General features: G+C 46.0%; 16 protein-coding genes. 10 read left to right on the forward strand and 6 right to left on the reverse strand.

From position 1 onward, the window contains the following. The first annotated feature begins 241 nt into the window (after positions 1–241). From AB432_RS05245 to AB432_RS05255, 3 genes are read left to right on the forward strand one after another with little or no spacing between them, the layout of a single operon-like run. Positions 242–2,062, forward strand: a complete 1,821-nt coding sequence (locus AB432_RS05245) for a hypothetical protein (protein ID WP_162630228.1) — start codon at positions 242–244, stop codon at positions 2,060–2,062. Between the two features lie 16 nt (positions 2,063–2,078). Beyond that, entirely contained in the window at positions 2,079–7,538 is a 5,460-nt protein-coding gene (locus AB432_RS05250; protein ID WP_048031357.1) for an RHS repeat domain-containing protein, read from the forward strand. A gap of 20 nt (positions 7,539–7,558) precedes the next feature. After that, on the forward strand, positions 7,559–7,966 hold the full coding sequence (locus AB432_RS05255) for a hypothetical protein (protein WP_048031358.1): 408 nt from the start codon (positions 7,559–7,561) through the stop codon (positions 7,964–7,966). A 168-nt stretch (positions 7,967–8,134) separates the two neighbouring features. On the opposite strand, the gene AB432_RS05260 is transcribed toward AB432_RS05255, so the two are convergent. Further along, a complete protein-coding gene (locus tag AB432_RS05260) occupies positions 8,135–9,016 on the reverse strand; it encodes a YitT family protein (RefSeq protein ID WP_017250060.1) in 882 nt (293 codons plus the stop codon). Between the two features lie 241 nt (positions 9,017–9,257). Between AB432_RS05260 and AB432_RS05265 the strand changes: the two genes are divergently transcribed. Next, positions 9,258–9,743: an SRPBCC family protein gene (locus tag AB432_RS05265; protein ID WP_048031359.1), complete on the forward strand. Its 486-nt coding sequence runs from the start codon at positions 9,258–9,260 to the stop codon at positions 9,741–9,743. A gap of 205 nt (positions 9,744–9,948) precedes the next feature. Continuing rightward, positions 9,949–10,593, forward strand: coding sequence for a DUF2625 domain-containing protein (locus tag AB432_RS05270; RefSeq protein ID WP_048031360.1), 645 nt, complete (start codon positions 9,949–9,951; stop codon positions 10,591–10,593). A gap of 40 nt (positions 10,594–10,633) precedes the next feature. Here AB432_RS05270 and eutH read toward each other — a convergent pair whose 3' ends face one another. The 3 genes from eutH to AB432_RS05285 form a co-directional block, all read right to left on the reverse strand. Beyond that, positions 10,634–11,905 (reverse strand): ethanolamine utilization protein EutH, encoded by a 1,272-nt coding sequence (gene eutH, locus AB432_RS05275; protein ID WP_048031361.1) that lies wholly within the window; start codon positions 11,903–11,905, stop codon positions 10,634–10,636. A gap of 376 nt (positions 11,906–12,281) precedes the next feature. Then, on the reverse strand, positions 12,282–12,482 hold the full coding sequence (locus AB432_RS05280) for a cold-shock protein (RefSeq protein ID WP_048031362.1): 201 nt from the start codon (positions 12,480–12,482) through the stop codon (positions 12,282–12,284). Positions 12,483–12,730: 248 nt separating this feature from the next. Continuing rightward, entirely contained in the window at positions 12,731–13,330 is a 600-nt protein-coding gene (locus AB432_RS05285) for a nitroreductase family protein (RefSeq protein WP_048031363.1), read from the reverse strand. Positions 13,331–13,483: 153 nt separating this feature from the next. On the opposite strand from AB432_RS05285, the gene AB432_RS05290 reads away from it, so the two are divergent. Next, a complete protein-coding gene (locus tag AB432_RS05290; RefSeq protein WP_048031364.1) occupies positions 13,484–13,846 on the forward strand; it encodes a VOC family protein in 363 nt (120 codons plus the stop codon). Between the two features lie 53 nt (positions 13,847–13,899). Here the strand turns inward: AB432_RS05290 and AB432_RS05295 are convergent, their stop codons facing one another. After that, positions 13,900–14,685, reverse strand: a complete 786-nt coding sequence (locus AB432_RS05295) for a class I SAM-dependent methyltransferase (RefSeq protein WP_048031365.1) — start codon at positions 14,683–14,685, stop codon at positions 13,900–13,902. A 149-nt stretch (positions 14,686–14,834) separates the two neighbouring features. On the opposite strand from AB432_RS05295, the gene AB432_RS05300 reads away from it, so the two are divergent. Both AB432_RS05300 and AB432_RS05305 read left to right on the forward strand, forming a co-directional pair. Further along, positions 14,835–15,497 (forward strand): futalosine hydrolase, encoded by a 663-nt coding sequence (locus tag AB432_RS05300; protein WP_048031366.1) that lies wholly within the window; start codon positions 14,835–14,837, stop codon positions 15,495–15,497. After that, entirely contained in the window at positions 15,494–16,339 is an 846-nt protein-coding gene (locus AB432_RS05305) for a 1,4-dihydroxy-6-naphtoate synthase (protein WP_048031367.1), read from the forward strand. The genes AB432_RS05300 and AB432_RS05305 overlap by 4 nt, the downstream gene beginning before the upstream one ends. Positions 16,340–16,399: 60 nt before the next feature. Here the strand turns inward: AB432_RS05305 and AB432_RS05310 are convergent, their stop codons facing one another. Beyond that, complete coding sequence (locus AB432_RS05310; RefSeq protein WP_048031368.1) at positions 16,400–16,936, reverse strand: superoxide dismutase family protein; 537 nt, start codon at positions 16,934–16,936, stop codon at positions 16,400–16,402. A 153-nt stretch (positions 16,937–17,089) separates the two neighbouring features. On the opposite strand from AB432_RS05310, the gene AB432_RS05315 reads away from it, so the two are divergent. Together AB432_RS05315 and AB432_RS05320 are read left to right on the forward strand one after the other, a co-directional pair. Beyond that, positions 17,090–17,767, forward strand: coding sequence for a response regulator transcription factor (locus AB432_RS05315; RefSeq protein WP_048031369.1), 678 nt, complete (start codon positions 17,090–17,092; stop codon positions 17,765–17,767). Further along, positions 17,764–19,203, forward strand: coding sequence for a sensor histidine kinase (locus tag AB432_RS05320; RefSeq protein ID WP_048031370.1), 1,440 nt, complete (start codon positions 17,764–17,766; stop codon positions 19,201–19,203). The genes AB432_RS05315 and AB432_RS05320 overlap by 4 nt, the downstream gene beginning before the upstream one ends. Positions 19,204–19,225 lie beyond the last annotated feature (22 nt).

The following is a 19,225-nucleotide window of genomic DNA, read 5'->3' on the forward strand; positions in this document are numbered from 1 at the left end:
GGAAGACATTTCTTTACACAATGGAACACTAGCGTTCATTTCGCAAGGGAAGGTCCCATTCAGTCTACACTAGAGTCAAACGAAAAATATGAATACGAAGCAAGTCAGCAGCCATCTGGTAATCGCCGGGTGGCTGTTTGCGTGTGATGGTTCGTTTTTTCGTTTAATCAAAAACCAAAAGAAAGGGGTACAGAATTCTATGAAAAGGAAGCATCTCATTTTTTTCCTGATTTGTTGTCTCATGCTGCAGCCCATTTCAGCAATTGCCGAAGGAAGCAGCAAGTTGACCAAAAAGGCTTTGCCAATGGCGGCGGAAGATCGTTCTATCCAGCAATTCGATCATGAACTGGTTCGTTATCAAAATGAATGGGATCTGCTCATGAAGCTTTCTGTGAAAAACAAGGACCACGAATTGGCCAAAAAGCTGAATCGGGACAGAAATGAGCTTTTCGCAAGAATGAAGGACAAAAGAGCAGCAGAAAACGGGCCGCATGAACTGCTCGAAAAATACAAAGCGGAACTGAAAGTGGCACGGGAACAATTAACACCTCCGACCGTGAAAGCCTTGGCTGTGAAAAGCGTGGCAACACGATCATTGGCCGATCATTATGAGCCGAATGACGACATTTCGCAGGCATCCCCAGTCAGCATCGGAAATTCACTCACAAGCTATTTGTCATACGCAGATGATCAAGACTTTTATATGTTTGAGGAGAAGAAAAATTCTGCGATAACGGTTAGCCTGCAAGTACCTGCTGCTATGGATTACGACATTTATGTTCTTGACGAGCTGGGGGAGGTAGTAGCCAGCAGTGCCAATGGTACGGGTGAAGAGGAAATTTGCACGTTCCAGGCAACTGCGGGGAGTAGGTATTACCCCGTCGTCTATGGGTTTGGCTTTACAGCAGACGAATCGTATCAACTTCGTTTGGCGGAAGATCAGTTGTATCTGTTTCAGCCATATGATGTCAGTCTTCTCGAAGGTGTCGAGCAGGTTTTTCAATTGACACCGACAACAGATGGAATCTATCGGATTTATACAAGACCATATGGTGATGTTGGGCCCGAAAACGACACAGTGATCGAGCTGTATTCCGATTCGGGTCTTACGAATTTGCTTGCCAATAATGATGATGCTTCCGATCTGACACGCTTCTCGGAAGTCACGCAATTTTTGGTTGGTGGCCAACCGTATTATGTCAAGCTGGGTGCATTTGGTGAAAATGTTCATGCAAGAATTCAGGCTGATCTCGATCCGCTTTCTTATCCTGAACTGACGACGAACAACCCACTGGACGTTACGTTAGAGGGCGTCTCCCGAAATGTGTACAAATTTACTCCGCAAGTCTCGGGAAATGTAAAATTCTCCACGGGTCCTTTTGGTGGCGGGGTTATGGTTGTGGATACCGTTCTCGAACTGTATGCGGACGAGAATTTGTCCAATCAGCTTGCAACGAATGATGACAACGGAGAGTCGCTGTTTTCTGAGATCCAGATGAATGTAACAGTCGGAGAACCTGTCTATGTTGTGCTTTGGGCATACAGTGATGATTTCTCTTTTGTCAGGCTGAGTGCGAGCTTGGATTCACCAGCGATCCCAACGATTACTGTAGACACATCGGTTATTCAGGAAAGCTCGATCAATGATGGAACCATCACAGCCACACAGATTGTCACTCTTACTAACGGAACATTCGTTCAAAACATGTCTACCGGGGTAAGCGTGAATAATTTACCCCCTGGCTTAGGGATTCAAGTTACGAGGGTAAGTAACACGCAAATTTTGATCGCATTTACAGGCAAGGCAACCAATCATGCGAACGTCAATGACGTATCGAACGCAACCGTAACCATTAATCCTGCGAAAGTCGTCGGTGCGACTGCCAGTCTTGTGAGCAATCCGTTTCAGTTTGATTTTATCGATAAAGCAAGCAACGGGTCATCCCAATACATCTACAATAACCGGAATCAACTGACGCACATTTACGAAAACGGGTCTTTGATCATCGAGATCACCTACGATGAAAACGGGAACGTGTTAACAAAAACAAGAGTGAATTAAGGGAGGGATAACGAACATGAGGCTACAAAAATGGCTGATGTCATTTGTAACAGCGGCTTTGGTCGCGACTGCGGTTTTTCCAAGTATGACATATGGGGCACCAACCAATAAGTCGGCAAAGAAGGATACAAAAGAATGGGTCATTGAGAAAATCAATAACGTCCCAGCCAAAAGCGCAGAGGAAGCTGACCCTGCTCAAGTGCCCGTGTTGACTCAAGCAGAGATGAAGGCTCTGTCGTGGGACCCGTTCTCTGTTGAGACAGTAATCGAGATGAATAAAAAGCTTGATCGCAAATCGATTCAGATTGCCTCTTACTTCTACCCAAAACTGAGAAAGCTGTTGAGCAACAAGGAAAAGGTAGAGCAAAATACTTGGAACGATAAAGTGGTTCAAGATTTGCTGAAAAGTGTATCGAATAGTCAACGGGAACATTTAATGACCCACGTTCCTGATATTTTTACTTTGGAGAAAAAACAAGAAGTAGCTGAATTGAGTAAGCAATCGATTGCACTCGCGCTCGCGGCTGAAGACGTCCAATACTCAGTGGGGCAAATGGCGCAGTATTACACGAAAACGTACACGGGAAAACCCGTAGACGAGTTTTATCGTGCTGCAAATCTGGTTGAGACAGACCTGGCTTTGTCAGGGAAGAACGGAATGGATCTGGTCATTCAACGGATGTACAACCAATTGGACAGCAAAACGAGAGAACCTGTATTGAAATACGACAGTAGGAATGAGGTTTGGGAAAATCGCAGGGAAACCAAGCTGTTTAAAAACGAGTTTATTCCCTTTGCAACAGGGTGGACATTCAACATTCCGACGTTTGAATATTATGACGAGATTACGACAGAAGAAGTCAGTTTCTTTACGGAAAATGGGGAGGAGAAAACGCAATACCGTTTAGCCGTTCAGGACGATGAAGCAGGGAGAAACGTATCTCGCTATGTTTTCCAACTGGAGGACGGTACAACTCTCATCCGGGAAGGGAATGAATGGGTGAATTATCCCTATGAGGGAATCTCCTTTTCCGAACAAGCTGAGGGGCAAGATGTGGAATTAATTGTCAATGGATTTCGTTATACGTTTGAGCGATCTGGCAGTGAGCTGTTGGTCACCAAACGCAACCCATTTGGCGATACGATCCGATATCACATGGATGAACAAAATGACTCTGTCGTCGAAATCGAGGATACCTATGGTCGCTTTGTCGTTATGGAGCGTGACACGGCAGGCGGAATTAAAAACCTGAAGCTGTACAGAGATGAAACGGATAAAGATCAGGATGAGCCAATCAAAAGGATTGACTATGATGTCGTGTACAGCAACGATACGAATCCTGAGCGCAGCTCATCTGCGGAACTGGTTTCCGTTGAACAAAACAATGAAGTCATGGCAACCTATGAGTATGAAATGAGGGAGGCGGAATTTAACCTCATTAGCGATTATACCTTCAACCGAGACGATTCCTTCTCTTTTGAATCGGATGATTACTTGGACCAGGACAACGAAAATCGCAGCAAAAATTTGGATTACATGCTGCTGCGATCGGTTCATTATCCGATCAATGGGTTAACGATGACCTATTACTATTCCATCTACCAAGAAGATAAATTGACACAAAGCCGTGGTGTTGTTCGACTTTACCAGGATGACAATATTTTGTCCTATGTCAGCTACCATCCGGTAAGCATGGTTGATTTCAGTTACGTTCCGTACGGGAAGACAGAAGAAGAAATCATGTACAGCCTGGAATATAGCATGGTAAACGGTGCGGGGCAAAAAACGTGGGAAATTTGGAAGAAGCCAAGAACCTGGTCGTTCCATCGATTGATCGACGCAGATGAGCGTTTCGGTGATATGGTTTCCACGATTGAATACGATTCCTATGCACACGGAGTCGAGCAAACCTTCTACACTGATGATAGTGGGAACCACCTATTGAAACGGGTTCGAACCAGAACGCTGCGGGACAACCCTGATTTGCAAATCAGCGACGGAAACACAACCTACAAATACAATCCTGTTCAGTATACAACCTATGCCTACCAGGATAAGAAGCCGCTCTATCAATTCAGTTTCATGGATGGTGTCCCCAACGAGACAGTTCGTGAGTTCTTGATGGACCCACAAGTAGATTCTGACGGTTCGTTACAGATTGATTCTGCGACCGAAGAGATTTTACCCAATTATGCAAATATCTCGAAGTTCCGCTATAACGACTTCGGGGAGATCACTGAGCATGTCGACGCCAGCGGTATTGTGACGAAATGGAATTACGAGTTTTTTACCGTATGGGGAGAAGATCAAGTATATCGTCCTGTTGAAAAAGTTACCAAGAAATCAAGTGACAACACGTTGAAACAGACCAACTCGTTCACCTTCAATGCTGATATGCTGATTGATCAGGAAACCGAAGAACGAACGTATCCAACCAGTACGGGTGAACGAACAGATACCGTTGTACGTAATTTCGAGTACAACACAGATGAACAGGTATCGAAAATAGAAGAGACTACCTCTACGACCGATCCTGCGATAGCGGATAGCTATTTGGAGACAACATTTGATCAGTACGACAATTATGGACATGTGATCGAAAAGGCTATCAAAGAGGTTGATTTGGGCAATCAGAAGACCGATCTTGTTTTCTACTATGATTATGTGAATGGCCTCGATTTGCTAGAGGAACAAACTTTCAGTGATGGCAGCACCGTAAACTACTACTATGACCATTTAGATCGCCTTAACGAAGAAGTTTTTGATCGCGAGGGGGAGAAGAAAAACATTACGTACACCTTCGATGATGCTTCGCGTAGTGTGACCAAAGAAGTATTTACGAATGGAGAAGCAGACCCAAATGGATTGAAACAGGTAACGTATTATACTGTTCACGGCGATGTGGAGTTTCAAGAAGAAGTGACTAACAGTGGCACAAGAACGCTGGTTGCCAACGAGTATAGCAGTGGCCTGTTTGACGGCAGACATGTTCGCTTCACTACCCCGAATGGGATGGAAGAACGCAAGCTTGAATATGACTACTATACGGACGGAAGCCTGAAATCTGTTACGAATTCACAGGGAGAAGCAACGACTCATTCCTATGCGAACACAGCCGTAACAGACAACAGCTATCTGCCGCAAGGAGCTGCTGTCGTACAGTACCCGAATGGTCTGCAAAAGGTACAGTTACTTGATCCATTCGGTTATGTACAAGTAGAGCAGGCAAAGGACCTCAGTCAAACAAGACGTATCGAGTATGACTATGACGGATGGGGCAGACTCTCTGCGAAAGAGGTCTATGGCTACGATGGTGAAGTCCGTTATTGGAACTATTTGTATGATGTTTCTGGAAACCTTCTGTATTTGAATGATCCACTGAGCCAAGAGTATCGTTACGATTACGACCCTCAAGGTAACCTCGTCAAGGTAACGGAAAATGGCATAGAGACCAGACAGTATGCCTATAATAATCTCTCTTGGAAATTGGGGGAAGCCGATGTACAGGGAAATCAGAGTGAGAGCATACGCTATCAGTTGAACGGTGAGATAGACTCGGTCACGGATAAAGCAGGGAATGTTCACCATTACACCTACACGCCGTTTTATGAAGTAGCCGAGCTGCGCGTATACAGACCGGATGGTACCACTGTTTATACGAGTACAAACCAGTATGATCCCATTACACGCCAGGTTACCAAACAGTCCAATAGTGATGGGCAGGAAATCGGATACAGCTACGATGCTTTTGGCCGCTTGAAAAATCAGACAGCGTTTAACCGCAACTACACGATTGGCTACGAAAACGACGATAGTGCCATGGATTACCTGACATATCCAGATGGCACGAGAGTCAACTATTCCTACGATTATGAAGGCAGAATCAAGAGCGTGGACAGTACGCTCTCAGGGCTGATCACCTATCAATACACACGCAGCTCCTCGGGTGACACGGAGACGGTTCGCTATCCGAATGGCGTAGAGGCTCGGAAAGAATACAACTCTTTTGGGGAAGCCGTCACGACAGGGCATACGCAAAATGGTGCTTCTTTGTGGTCGGAACAATTACGCTATGATGCATTTGGCAACAAAATCGAGATTCAGCAAAACGGAAAGACCTATCGCTATGCCTACGATCAGATTGATCGAATTGCGACAGAGTCGAATCCGCAGGGCGAGCGCACCTATCGTTACGACACGAGAGGCAATCGGGAACATGTGGAGGGCACCGAGCCACATACAAAAGACAGCTATACATTTACCTATGATGGATTGAACCGCTTGAAAACCTATTCGAAACAGAATGGGGACAGCGGTTCTTTTGCGTACAATCCGGATGGATTACGTGCTGTGAAGGAATCCAATGGGGATGCTACGAAATATGTTTACGTAAATGGGTATGTGATTGAAGAATTAGATCAAAACGGTAACGTGAAAGCCCAAAACATCTGGGGCAACGGCATTTTGTTCCGCAAGCTCCATAGCGGTGGGCAGCAAGGCGGCTATTACCTTGGAGACAGTCTGGGCAATGTCAAAAAGATCGTAGATAAAAACGGACAAGCACTCAACACCTACGAGTACGATATTTGGGGCAATATTGTTGCGAAGTCAGAGTCCATGGCAAATCCGTTTGCGTATACGGGAGAGATGTACGACGCGGAAACAGGCCTCTATTATCTACGCGCTAGGTACTATGATCCGAGTGTTGGGCGGTTTATTTCGGAGGATGCGTATAAGGGGAAGGTGGATAATCCGCTTTCCATGAACCGGTATACGTATGTGCATAATAATCCGCTGAGGTTTGTTGATCCTAGTGGGCATTGGGTAGAAGGAATTGATAATCAGCTGCCTACAAGTGAGCAGTTAAAGATCAGGCAACTGACCAGAGATTGGAACAATGCTAAAGGTAATACAGGCTTACAAGCTAATATTCAAAAAGCGGCTACTGATCTAAGAAAGGCCTATTTTATTGAGAGAGCAAATCAAATTAGAGAAGGCTTGAGAAATGATGTTGCGGAAGCAGTTGCTGATTTAATTCCAAATGCCAAAAGTCTTGGAAAAAAATTAAGTAAATCAATTATGAAGAAATTAGTTGGCTCGGATGATATTGATGCGACTTTTGTTTTTAGAAGATCAAATACTTTAGATGCTCAAAGCTTAACCGCAGAGCATAAAAATGTTATGAAATTAAGAAAAGGAGTTTTAACACGAAAAGGTAGAAATGATGAAGCATTATCATGGTCTACAAATGTAATGTTACCAGGATGGGTATCGACACAAGAGGCTATCAACGGAACAGGTATATTCCGTGCTGTCATTGATAGTGATGATGGACACGTGTCTGTTTTCCCAACGGTAGCGGCACAGCAAGCTTTTGGATCAATGGCAGAATGGAGAAATAGTTATGATAATGCGAATAACAGCCCCCATTTCTATTCATCAATTCTTAAGACTATTAGCATACCAATAGACTAATTGTAAAGAGGATGATTGTTATGAATTCTTACGTAAATAGGGAGATTGTACCTGGAGAACGTGTTGGAGAGTTTTTTTTAGGATGCACCAAGAATGAGTTACTTCAAAATATACAATCCCCGTATTCTATAACGGATTCTCCAGAAGTCCTACAAATGAAATTAAATGACATGGAGTTTTTTATTGAGAAAAAATCCGGGAAATTATCTACAATTTCAGTATTTGGTAGATTTCAGGGGAAATTTTTAAATCAGATAGGTTTGGGCTCTACTTTAACTGATCTAAAAGGAATAGTGGGAGAAGAATTGGAATATGATCCAATAGGTAATGAATACAATCTGAACGGTATTACATTCTTCTTTTCATTACCAAATGAATCAGGTGATAAGTTAGTTGAACATATAGTGATATGGAAGCCAATTGAGTAGCTGGAGTTTTCTTACCCCATTCGAGACACAATCTCGTCTGGGGTTTTTTTGTGTTTTGGAATTGTCCCACCCGCTGACAAGAAATAAAGAGCAATGGTCACTGCAACAAAAATACCCTATAGACCGACGTTCCCAAACGTCCACTCTATAGGGTACATTTTTTTCCCTTTAATGAATCGCTTTCTTCTTAAACTGCCCGCCGCGCACATCGTGAATATTGCCGACAGCCAAGAAGGCATTCTCGTCTACTTCTTCCACGATCAGCTTCAGCTTGGCTTCTTCCAATCGTGTAATGATGCAGAAAATTACTTTCTTGTCGTCTCCGGTATAGCCGCCTTCCCCATTCAAATAGGTAACGCCACGGCCCAGACGAGCAACAATCGCATCTCCCAAATCCTTGTGATTGTCGCTAATGATCCATACCGCTTTAGACTCCTGGAAGCCTTCGATGGTCAGATCGATCATTTTGAATGCAATGTAGTAGGCGATCAGCGAGTACATCGCGCGATCCCAACCGAATACAAATCCGGCACTGCTCAAAATGAATAAGTTCATGAACATTACGATCTCACCAACGGAGAACGGAGATTTCTTGTTAAGCAGTACAGCGACGATCTCTGTACCGTCCAGAGAGCCTCCATAGCGAAGAACAAGTCCCACGCCAATTCCGAGAAGTATACCCCCAAATACAGCCGCAAGCAGGGGATCATCCGTTAGCCCTGGGACAGGGTGAAGGAGTGTCGTACCAATTGACATGATCGTAACCCCAAAGAGGGTCGAGAGTGCAAACGTTTTTCCGATTTGCTTGTACCCTATAATTAAGAAGGGCAAGTTAAGCACGAAAAGGAAAACACCAAGAGGCAACCCAGACAGGTGCGAGGTAATAATCGAGATACCTACGATTCCACCGTCGATAATATTGTTCGGTACGAGAAAAATCTCGAGTGCTACTGAGAACAGGGAAGCACCAATCAGGATACCGAAGACCCTCTTGAGCAATTTTCCAATGGGTAATTTCTGATGAGTCGATTTTGCAAGTGGTTGTTCCATCGTTCCTCTCCCCATTGTGAAATTTTTTACTTACTTAGTTATTATAGCATTCATTCTTATGCGATTACTGCACAATTACACTTTTTAGTAAAAAATATTCGATTCAGACTTGTTCAGACTCATTTATACGCTTGAAATCTCGTTCAGGCGTGAAAGTGGGGATAGCGAGTGTTCTGTATTGACTGGTCATACAGAAATTGCTATTTTCAAACTGTTAGGAAAATAGTTGGGGGGAAGGATAATGGGTTTCTTGAAAAAGGAGATAGAAGTATCATCATCTATAGAGCTGGTTTGGTGGGCGTGGACACGAAAGGAACGGCTTGTTCAGTGGTTTGCACCTGATGCAACGATTGAGCCGTATCTGGGCGGAGCATACGAATTGTACTTCAATCCAGCAAATCGCGACCAGATGGGGACGAAAGGGTGCATCATTACCCATTTTGAACCGAAGGAGCGCTTGGGTTTTACATGGAAGGGACCGGATGAATTCGCAGATACCATGAATCACGAGGATGCCTTGACTTACGTGCTTGTCACCTTGTCTGAAGCAGAGGGGAAAACGCAAGTATTGGTCGAGCATTTCGGTTGGAAAGAGGGAGAGGAGTGGGAAAAGGCTCGGGGCTGGCATGAAATGGCTTGGTCTCATGTATTGGGGAGCCTGAAATCTTCACTTGAATCGGGCAAAGGAGATCTGTGCTGCTCTCCACAGGCTGCTCATCAAGGGTAGAATTTGAGGATTCGTCTTGGCGAGCTAATGTGATGGTACATATACAGACTATGAGAGACAATCAGATAATAGACGTCGGGGCGCTGATCCTGATCATTCCTACGCTTCACATCTTCCCTTCCTTCGGGCGGCGCTATCATCTGCCTGTTCGAAGTGAGCGTCATCTTGTGGGAGTCGCGCAAATAACTTTGGAGTGGAGGCTGAAATGAAAAGCTTCGAGGAATTGTACTGCGAAGAGGATTCAGCGATGGAAGAGATAAAGAAATGGCAGTCAGCATCAGACCGGAAGATTACTCTTCTGCCGTCTGAACGGGAGAAAGGGAAAAAACAGCTCGTTGATTTACAAGTAACGACGAGGTCAACACTAGGTGCTGTTGCTTTTGAAACAGGCGGGATTCTGATTCACCAAGGATGGCTACGGATTCTAGGGTCTGGTCATCCTCATTTCCCTCGTTCCATCACTTCTTGGAATCAGCAATGTGCCATGAATCAGATGCTGTTGGTAGCAGACGATGTCATAGGGGGATTCTTTGCGATCAATGGTGGAATGTTTCCGGAGTCGGTAGGCGGTATATGGTATTTCGCTCCGGACAGTCTTGCGTGGGAGGATCTTGAAATTGGCTATACCGACTTTTTGCACTGGGCAATGACGGGGGATATCCATACGTTTTATGCGACATTTTTCTGGAAGGATTGGGAGAAGGACATTTCCAAGCTAAAAAGCGATGAAATGTTTGCTATTTATCCTTTTTTGTGGTCAAAAGAAGCGCGTGAATTAACAATGGAGGGGTGCTCAAAAAAGACGGTACCTGCATTGGAAATTTGGGAGATGAACCCAAAAGTTGTGTAAAGGAAAAAAGAGCGGCCCACGAAGGACCGCTCTTTTGCTTTTATTGTTTGGTTGCTGCAACCTCAGCTTGAGCGCTGTGATTATCCAAGTACTCATCTGGACCGATAATTCCCGCAGCACGATCTTGTTTTTCCAGTTCAAGTGCTTTCGGAACGGAGAGCCAGTAAGCAAAAGCAATCCCGATAATACCTGCTCCCAATTTACCGATCATGACCGGCAAGATAATGTTTGGTTGGAAGTTAGCAGAGAAGGACAAGTGGTCACCCAGCAAGAAAGCTGAACAAACCCCGAAGGAAATGTTGATAACCTTGTCTTTTGGTGGCATGGAACGAATGAGACGGAACATCGCCAGGATGTTCGCGCTCGTTGCGAGCAAGCCTGCACTACCAGAAGGGCTCATTCCCAGCTTATTACCCAATACTTCGAGTGGCTTCGCCGCATATTTACGCAGCATGTATACCATTGGGAACGCACCTGCGAGCATGATACCGATGTAACCAGCGGTCTCCAACGCACGGTATTGGTCAGTTGGATCGGCGATGATCGGATCGAAGCCCCATGCTCCAAAAATCTTTGTGAAGATGCCAGTAAAGTGTTGCACGATCGAGAATACGAGTACAAGCTTGATAGCTGCATCCATTGTCTTTCCGAAAATCATGAAGCCTTTAATCATCAAGTCTGGCAAGAAGCGAAGACCTGCAGCAATCGCTAATACGAAGAACAAAATCGGTGAAAGGTTCAAAAGTACTTGACCAAAACCAATAGCAAAAGCGTAAGTAGATTCAGCGTTCGTCGAGATTTCATTGCGAACTTCTGCATTTGTCAAAACAAGAATGGCGCTGGAGATAAAAGCACCAATCGGAACTGTCAAAATACCGGACATTACGCCAAGCGCCATGTATTTATGGTCGCGCTTGTCCAACATAGCGAGTCCCATTGGGATGGAGAACACGATTGTAGCACCGGCCATCAGACCGACGATCATCGCCATAATCCAACCTTCCGTGGAGGTCTTCAGGAGGTTTGCCAACTGATAGCCACCCATGTCAGATGCGAGAATCGCAGTTGCCGCAATCGCAGGATCTGCTCCAATTTTGTTGAAGATGGGTGATACCGCTTTTTCTACGAACCAAGAGATGTACGGGAGGGACGCCATAATACCAGCAGCAGGAACGAAGATGTAACCTGTTGAGTGAATCCCTTCCATGAACTCCTTACCGAGACCTTCATCGCTGTTGCGGATCGCGGCAATGGCACCAATCACTGCACATAACATGATGATGTAAATAATGACGCTTCCAATGTGCTCCATGGATATCCCACCTTTTTTGCGGATGTAAACAATAAAAGCACTTAGGATCTCATTAAATAAATGAGATATACCCTAAGCGCCTTTGCTTACTTGTATGAACTTGTTTACAGGTAATGGTAATAACAGCCAACTGGAACCGCTTTCATAGCTCGCTAAAAATAAACGGAAAATACGTGTCGCGTTTATTCCATTGTGTACATTCTGAATATTTTATGCTAGAAAGCGCCGTTGCTTTACTCTGCATTATAAAGAGATTATATGGGGAGGCATGACTAATGTCAACTGCCCTTTAGGAACAAAGAACGAATTATGTGAGGAAAAAGTGCTGGAAAAAAAAGCCACCCTTGTTATTCGCAAGGGCAGCTTTATGTGTAATTTACAGTTTTACTACGTTCTCAGCTTGTGGACCACGGTTGCCTTCAACTACGTTGAATTCTACGCGTTGGCCTTCTTCGAGGGTTTTGAAACCGTCGCCTTGGATTGCGCTGAAGTGAACGAATACATCGTTTCCGCCTTCAACTGCGATGAAGCCATAACCTTTTTCTGCGTTGAACCATTTAACTGTACCTGTTTGCATGGGTGTTACCTCCAACAAAATAAAATGAATATGTAACTTTTATTTATATAAAATAAAATTCACACATTGTAAAAGGTTCAAACATAAGTGTAAACCCTTTACAATATGTGAACGCTTTAAATAAGAATCTTTTGTTTAAGGTAATAGTATCACAGATGAAAGCGGAAAGCAATCGCTCAATACACGAAAGGACGGCCCGAGTACGAAATCTCTGAGCCGTCCATTACGAACACGGAGCAAAATGTTACTTAGGAAAAGAACTTCACTCTCTCATCCAAAGGTTGGAATTGTTTTTCACCTGGTTGGGCGGTTGGTTTGCCAAAAGGCATTTGTGCTCTCAGCTTCCATGTGCTAGGGAGCTGCCACGTTTGTTGGACTTCTTCATCGATGAGTGGATTGTAATGCTGCAAGGAAGCACCGAAGCCCTCGATTTCCAATGCAGTCCACACAACAAACTGAAGCATTCCAGAAGATTGCTCGGACCAAATCGGAAAATTATCTTTGTATGCTTCGAATTGCTGCATCAGATTCTCGACGACGCTCTGGTCTTCAAAGAAAAGTACGGTTCCGTAGCCGCTACTGAAGGCATTCATTTTTTCTTCGGTCGAGCCGAAATGTTCAGCGGGAACGATTTTACGCAGCGTTTCCTTGGTAATGTTCCACAGCTTATCGTGCTCTGCACCCAAGAGAACTACAACGCGAGCGCTTTGGGAGTTGAATGCGGATGGTGAGTACTTTACTGCTTCCTGCACGATTTCTTTAATGCGCTCATCAGATACAACATTTTCCTTGCTGATCCCATAGTACGTTCTTCTGTTTTGTAAGGCTGAATAAAAATCTTTACTCACTCTTCATTCCTCCTGCGACTTGTTTTTACCTTAACATGATGCATTGAAAGGGAGGAGCTTATACTTGCGTTTGGATTTCTAATTGCAATAAACTGGATTTCTTTCGGTTACAATGGGGATGTGGCAAGGTACAAGCATGTAAGGGAGGATATTATGATTACTAAAATGGCAACGGTAGCTGTTTACGTAGAAGATCAGCAACGCGCAAAGGTGTTCTGGACAGAAAAGGTTGGATTTGAAGTCAAGCAAGAGCACCCGATGGGACCAAACAGCAGTTGGCTGGAGGTAGGACCAGCAGGTGCCCAGACTGCCTTGGTACTCTATCCGAAAAGTATGATGAGCAACTGGCAGGAACAAAAGGCCTCGATCGTTTTTGAATGTACAGAAATTGAAAAGACGTACGAAACGATGCGCGCGAACGGTGTTGTTTTTCAAGGAGAACTGAACAAGATGCAGTGGGGGACCTATGCGACTTTTCAGGATGAAGATGGCAACAGCTTTTTGCTAAAAGGATAAGCGTAATGACGACCTCTGGCCAAATGCGGCTGGAGGTTTTTCAACAGGACGAATCAAACAATCGCGCGAACGAGGTAATACATATGCGTAGTTGGCAGACCGTCAGAAGTCGCATAGTGGTCAAAAATCGGCATTACACTCTCCATGTGTTGTTCGATGACGGACGTGAGAATAGTGGGACTTTGCCCGAAGCAACGCATGCGAATGACATCGAGCGGGGTCTGAAAATACTCGGTGGCGATCACCGTCTGAATATCTACTCGCTGGAAAGCAGCTTGTCTGAGTCTCTCCTGTAGATTTTGCAGGATCGGAGTGTCAGTTGGACGTGAACCAAATAAATGAGGAAACCATTCGAATAACTCGGCGGACAACTGGTCGCCCGGATGTAATCCGATGAATGAGCCTCCTCTTTTGACGACCCGTGCTATATCTGGATAGGCGGAGGTAGGTCCCTTGCGATTGTAGGCGCAGTCGAACGTATCGTCATGGAAGGGGAGGGTATATTTCGTATTGGTGACAACGAAGGAGACGTTTTCGGGTGTTTGCGTACAGACCTTTTGCACAAAGTTTTCTGTCACATCTAAACCGACAATTTCTTTGGCAGAACGGCTCCAGTGCAGTGTGAATGCGCCGTGCCCGCAGCCAATATCGAGAACGGATTGATTCGGAACCATACGACTAATTTGTTCCATAAAAAGCGACTCGCCATTTGGTTCCGTAATGGTAGAGCGCCACGGGTATACGTATTCACCAGTCATTTCGCCCAGCTGAGCGTACCAGGCCAGAGAGTGGGGGGCGAGCCAGTCGGAATGGGTGTTCGGATTCTGTGGATGAAGCATGAGCGGTCACCTCTCATCTAACGAAAATGCACAACAGGTTTCATTGTAATAATTTCCCTGTCTTTTGACAAACTCTTTAAACGGCTTTACACGAACGAAAAGTAGCGATAACGTGGAAGAGGGAAAGCGGTTGAAAGGAGCCAGGGCAAATGATTTTGTCACAACAATATAGAAGCATTCTGGTCGTGACCTCTGTTGACGCAGAACGGGATGCGGTTATGCGCGGCATACAAGGAGATAAGCGTTTCACAGTCATCGCTGGGGGAGTAGGGCCAGCAGCAGCCGCAGCGAGTACAGCCAGAGCGCTTGCTTGCACGGACTACGATCTGGTCATTTGTGCAGGAATATGCGGCGGATTCGTGGGACAAGCAGAGATTGGGTCTCTCGTTGTCGCGACAGAGATTATTTGTGCGGATTTGGGGGCAGAAACGCCTGAGGGCTTTTGCAGTGTGGACGAGCTCGGATTTGGATCAGCTCGGGTAAGTGTCGATCAGGAATTGGTCGAGCGGGCAACGGAAGCAATGAGGGCAGCAGGCTTGGCCGCCAAAAAAGGCATTGTACTTACACTATCGACCGTGACGGGCACAGCAGAAACAGCCGCGGCTTTGGCACAGCGGATGCCAGATGCGCTAGCAGAAGCGATGGAGGGGTATGGCGTTGCGACTGCTGCCCAGGCTGCCAGACGACCTGTTCTGGAAATTCGCACGGTATCGAATGCAATTGGACCGCGGGATAAATCCGCTTGGCGGATAAAGGATGCGTTGGAATCTCTGGAAAAGGGAAGCTCTGTACTACGGGAGGTACTATCATGAAAATTGCGTTTTCTCCATGTCCGAATGACACTTTTGTTTTTCATGCTTGGGCACATGATTTGATTCCGGGAGCGCCGAAGCTCGATATTATGTACGCAGATATCGATATTACAAATACGCTTGCTGCACAGGGGGAAGGCCCTGAAGTAATGAAAATCTCCTATGCGGCATTGCCTTGGGTGATGGACAACTACTCGTTGCTCCCTTGCGGCGGTGCACTGGGCAGAGGATGCGGGCCACTCGTTTTGACCCAAGGTAATTCTGGCGAGAGTGCGAACGATCCAGCACGCCTGTCCAACAAACGTGTAGCGGTCCCGAGTGAGCGCTCCACAGCTTATTTACTTTTCCGGCTCTGGGCTGCACAAAATGTCCCAGGTGGTGTTGGCGAGATCGTCGTCATGCCGTTTCATGAGATTATGCCTGCTGTACGAGACGGCAAGATCGATGCGGGACTCGTGATCCATGAAGCGCGTTTCACGTATCAAAACTACGGACTATCTCTCATGACGGACTTGGGCAACTGGTGGGAGTCTGATACCAGTCTGCCGATTCCGTTGGGTGCCATCATCGCGAAAAAATCAATGGACATTGAGGCTCTGACCAATTGGACGCGCTCCTCTGTCGAACATGCATGGGCGAATCCAACCGCATCACAAGAATATGTCATGTCCCATGCCCAAGAGCTGTCCCAGGAGGTAGCGAAAGCGCATATTAACTTGTACGTGAATGAGTTTACGAGAAATTTGGGTAACGATGGTTATGCAGCTGTCGAGGCGTTGCTCGGTCGTGCAGCCGAGGAAGGGCTTGTGCCAGCATTTGATTTGTCGACATTACGTCGATAGCTGAAATAATGGGAGGGGGCAGCTTACAGGGCTGCCCCCTTTTCCTGTTCGAATGAAGCGTTAGCCAGCGTAGATCAATCCGCATGCCAGTCGTTTTCCGCTATTTCCTGCCGGCTGCGAATGAAAGTCATCGGGACTTTGATGGATGATCACGGTTCTGCCGACCACATCTGCTGCACTGATTTTGTTTGTGAAAAAAGTCATTCGTGCATAGCCGTCATTGGAAAACAGCACAGGGAAGTCGCCTACGTGGTTGCCGTGTGGCTGATGCGTAGGGTTCCAGTGACCGCCTGCTGCGGTAAAGGGATCATTCGGATTTCCTACCGTACAGACGCCATGCTCATGCAAATGAAAACCAAATGGCCCGATTTGCGGTTGATTGCCAGCGGGTGGCTGGAAAGCGGGAAGACCGCTGACCTCCACGAAAACTTCGGTACCGTAGGGGACATCGGTAAACACAACATATCCATTCAGATTCGGTGCCAGTGGACCGCCCTGAATTTCGGCAAAGGATTGTCCTGTTCTCCGCCCATGTTGTGAGGACACGGCTCGCAAGTCATATTCGTATGGGTATTCATATGGTTGGTATCCGTTCATGGTACACCACCTTACATTTATCCAGTTTGCCATATCTTATGTTAGAGATGGGCGTATGGTTACTGGGCTATGTAGGAGAACATTGACGCTGATAATTATTTTCATCTACAATCAGGTGGAATTCCCCGGCATGGGCAAAAGGGTGGGCAAAACGTGAAAAGAGTGCTGTTGATAGAAGATGAGATCAATATGGCCCGATTTATTGAACTGGAGTTGCGCTACGAATCGTTTGCGATTACAGTCGCGCATGATGGACATAAAGGACTCGAGCTGGCTTTGCAGGAAGAATGGGATGTCATATTATTGGACGTCATGCTTCCAGGGCTTGATGGTATAGCGGTTTGTCAAAAAATTCGCAGCGTGAAAAAAACGCCGATTATTATGCTGACAGCCAGAGACAGTATTATGGACCGCGTCTCAGGCTTGGACAGTGGTGCCGATGATTATATTCCGAAGCCATTCGCGATCGAGGAGCTGTTGGCACGCATACGCGTTGTGTTTCGCCGTCAGGAAGAGCAGCAGAATGTCCCCGGAACCATGCTTGCGCACCGAGGGCTGGTGGTCCAAATGGAGGGACGTATCGTCACCAAAAATAATCAACCTGTTGAGTTGACCAAAAGAGAGTACGATTTACTCGTGACATTCATGAAAAACATCAATCGAGTCCTGCCTCGCGAGGTGCTACTCGATACGGTGTGGGGATTCGAGGCTGCTGTGGAGACCAATGTTGTGGATGTGTACGTTCGGTATTTACGCAATAAAATCGATTCGCCCAATGAGGACGGCTATATCTCGACTGTACGCGGAATTGGCTATGTGATGCGAAAATGAGAGGACCATCGAGATTCTTAAAGCTCCCGATCAAATGGAAGCTGACACTCTGGTCGTCACTTCTGCTTTTTCTCGTATTCATTGGCTATAATAGCTTCCAATATTTTTTTGTAGAGAAGTGGATGTTTAATAAAGAGCAGCAGGTTGTGCAACAAACGATGCGAGAGTTCCTCAACTACGCACTGGAAAAAGAGCAATCTTTTGAGGGAAAGGACATCGCAGAGCTGCGCAGCTTCCTTGAGAAAATCAATCAACGAAACCAGATGATTCGCATTCTGGACGAAGAGGGTAATCCGATTGTCGTTGTCTCGGAAAATTTTCAAGATATCACACTGCCACCGCTTCCGCCTGTTCAGTCGATTCGCACCCAGACCCAAGAGGTGCGTGGTGACCTGTTGATCATGAGCAGTCCGCTTACGATCTTTCAATTTAATGGGACCGTCATGATTCTGAAGAATATGAAAGAGTTTGAGCAGTTGAGTGGTGCGCTTTTTCAGGTCATGGCAATTGGGTGCTTGACCGCTGTGATCATAAGCGGTCTGGGTGGTAGATTGCTTGCGCGTCAGTTGCTTAAGCCCCTGCAATCGATGAATGAAACGATGAGCAACGTCCGGCAAAAAGGGTTCCATGAACGTGTACAGTTTCACGATAATCAGGATGAGATCGCGACCTTGATGAAAATGTTCAATAAAATGATGGATCAGGTGGAGCGTTCCTTTTTGCAGCAGAGACAATTTGTCGAAGATGCCTCGCATGAGCTACGGACGCCGATCGCGATTATCGAAGGGCATCTGGGAATGCTACGGCGATGGGGAAAAAATGATCCAGCTGTTTTGGAGGAGTCCTTGCAGACTTCGATTCAAGAGCTCGCCAGACTAAAAGGACTGGTGCAGGAGCTGCTCGCTTTGACGAGAGCGGAGCATGTGGAGATCGAAGAGGATGTCGCGCTCCATGATCCGGATCGGGCTGTCTGTCACATGATCAAGAAATTCGCCATGATTCAGCCGACATTTACGATCGACCAAGAACTTGGGCCTTTGGCTGGAGAAATCCTTGCCATATCAGAAGAACACCTGGAGCAAGTGCTTCTGATCCTTTTGGATAATGCGGTCAAGTATTCGGGGGAGAGCAGGAGAATCTGCGTGAGGGCCATGGTGCAAGAAAATGTAGCCTGTATGGAAATCTTAGATGAAGGAATCGGTATACCCGAGCAGGATTTGCCATATGTCTTGGACCGATTGTATCGGGTAGACAAAGCAAGAAACAGCGGAGAGAGCGGGTATGGGCTCGGCCTTGCCATCGCCAAACGATTGCTTGCACGTTACAACGGAAGCATAACGATCCAGAGTGTGGAGCAGGAAGGGACGACTGTGACTGTTTTTGTACCGCTTCGTTCAGCGAATTTCAACCGATCCGCATCTCAAATAAAAAATTGAGGATGTTTTTTTATTTTCACAG

Source organism: Brevibacillus brevis (assembly GCF_001039275.2).
Classification (GTDB): Bacteria; Bacillota; Bacilli; order Brevibacillales; family Brevibacillaceae; genus Brevibacillus; species Brevibacillus brevis_C.

Coding starts and splice junctions, on each gene's coding strand:
- AB432_RS05260 (WP_017250060.1), bottom strand. CDS start 9,016: ATGGAACAACCACTTGCAAAATCGACTCATCAGAAATTACCCATTGGA.
- AB432_RS05320 (WP_048031370.1), top strand. CDS start 17,764: ATGAGAGGACCATCGAGATTCTTAAAGCTCCCGATCAAATGGAAGCTG.
- AB432_RS05280 (WP_048031362.1), bottom strand. CDS start 12,482: ATGCAAACAGGTACAGTTAAATGGTTCAACGCAGAAAAAGGTTATGGC.
- eutH (WP_048031361.1), bottom strand. CDS start 11,905: ATGGAGCACATTGGAAGCGTCATTATTTACATCATCATGTTATGTGCA.
- AB432_RS05265 (WP_048031359.1), top strand. CDS start 9,258: ATGGGTTTCTTGAAAAAGGAGATAGAAGTATCATCATCTATAGAGCTG.
- AB432_RS05300 (WP_048031366.1), top strand. CDS start 14,835: ATGATTTTGTCACAACAATATAGAAGCATTCTGGTCGTGACCTCTGTT.
- AB432_RS05305 (WP_048031367.1), top strand. CDS start 15,494: ATGAAAATTGCGTTTTCTCCATGTCCGAATGACACTTTTGTTTTTCAT.
- AB432_RS05310 (WP_048031368.1), bottom strand. CDS start 16,936: ATGAACGGATACCAACCATATGAATACCCATACGAATATGACTTGCGA.
- AB432_RS05255 (WP_048031358.1), top strand. CDS start 7,559: ATGAATTCTTACGTAAATAGGGAGATTGTACCTGGAGAACGTGTTGGA.
- AB432_RS05245 (WP_162630228.1), top strand. CDS start 242: ATGCTGCAGCCCATTTCAGCAATTGCCGAAGGAAGCAGCAAGTTGACC.
- AB432_RS05295 (WP_048031365.1), bottom strand. CDS start 14,685: ATGCTTCATCCACAGAATCCGAACACCCATTCCGACTGGCTCGCCCCC.
- AB432_RS05270 (WP_048031360.1), top strand. CDS start 9,949: ATGAAAAGCTTCGAGGAATTGTACTGCGAAGAGGATTCAGCGATGGAA.
- AB432_RS05250 (WP_048031357.1), top strand. CDS start 2,079: ATGAGGCTACAAAAATGGCTGATGTCATTTGTAACAGCGGCTTTGGTC.
- AB432_RS05290 (WP_048031364.1), top strand. CDS start 13,484: ATGATTACTAAAATGGCAACGGTAGCTGTTTACGTAGAAGATCAGCAA.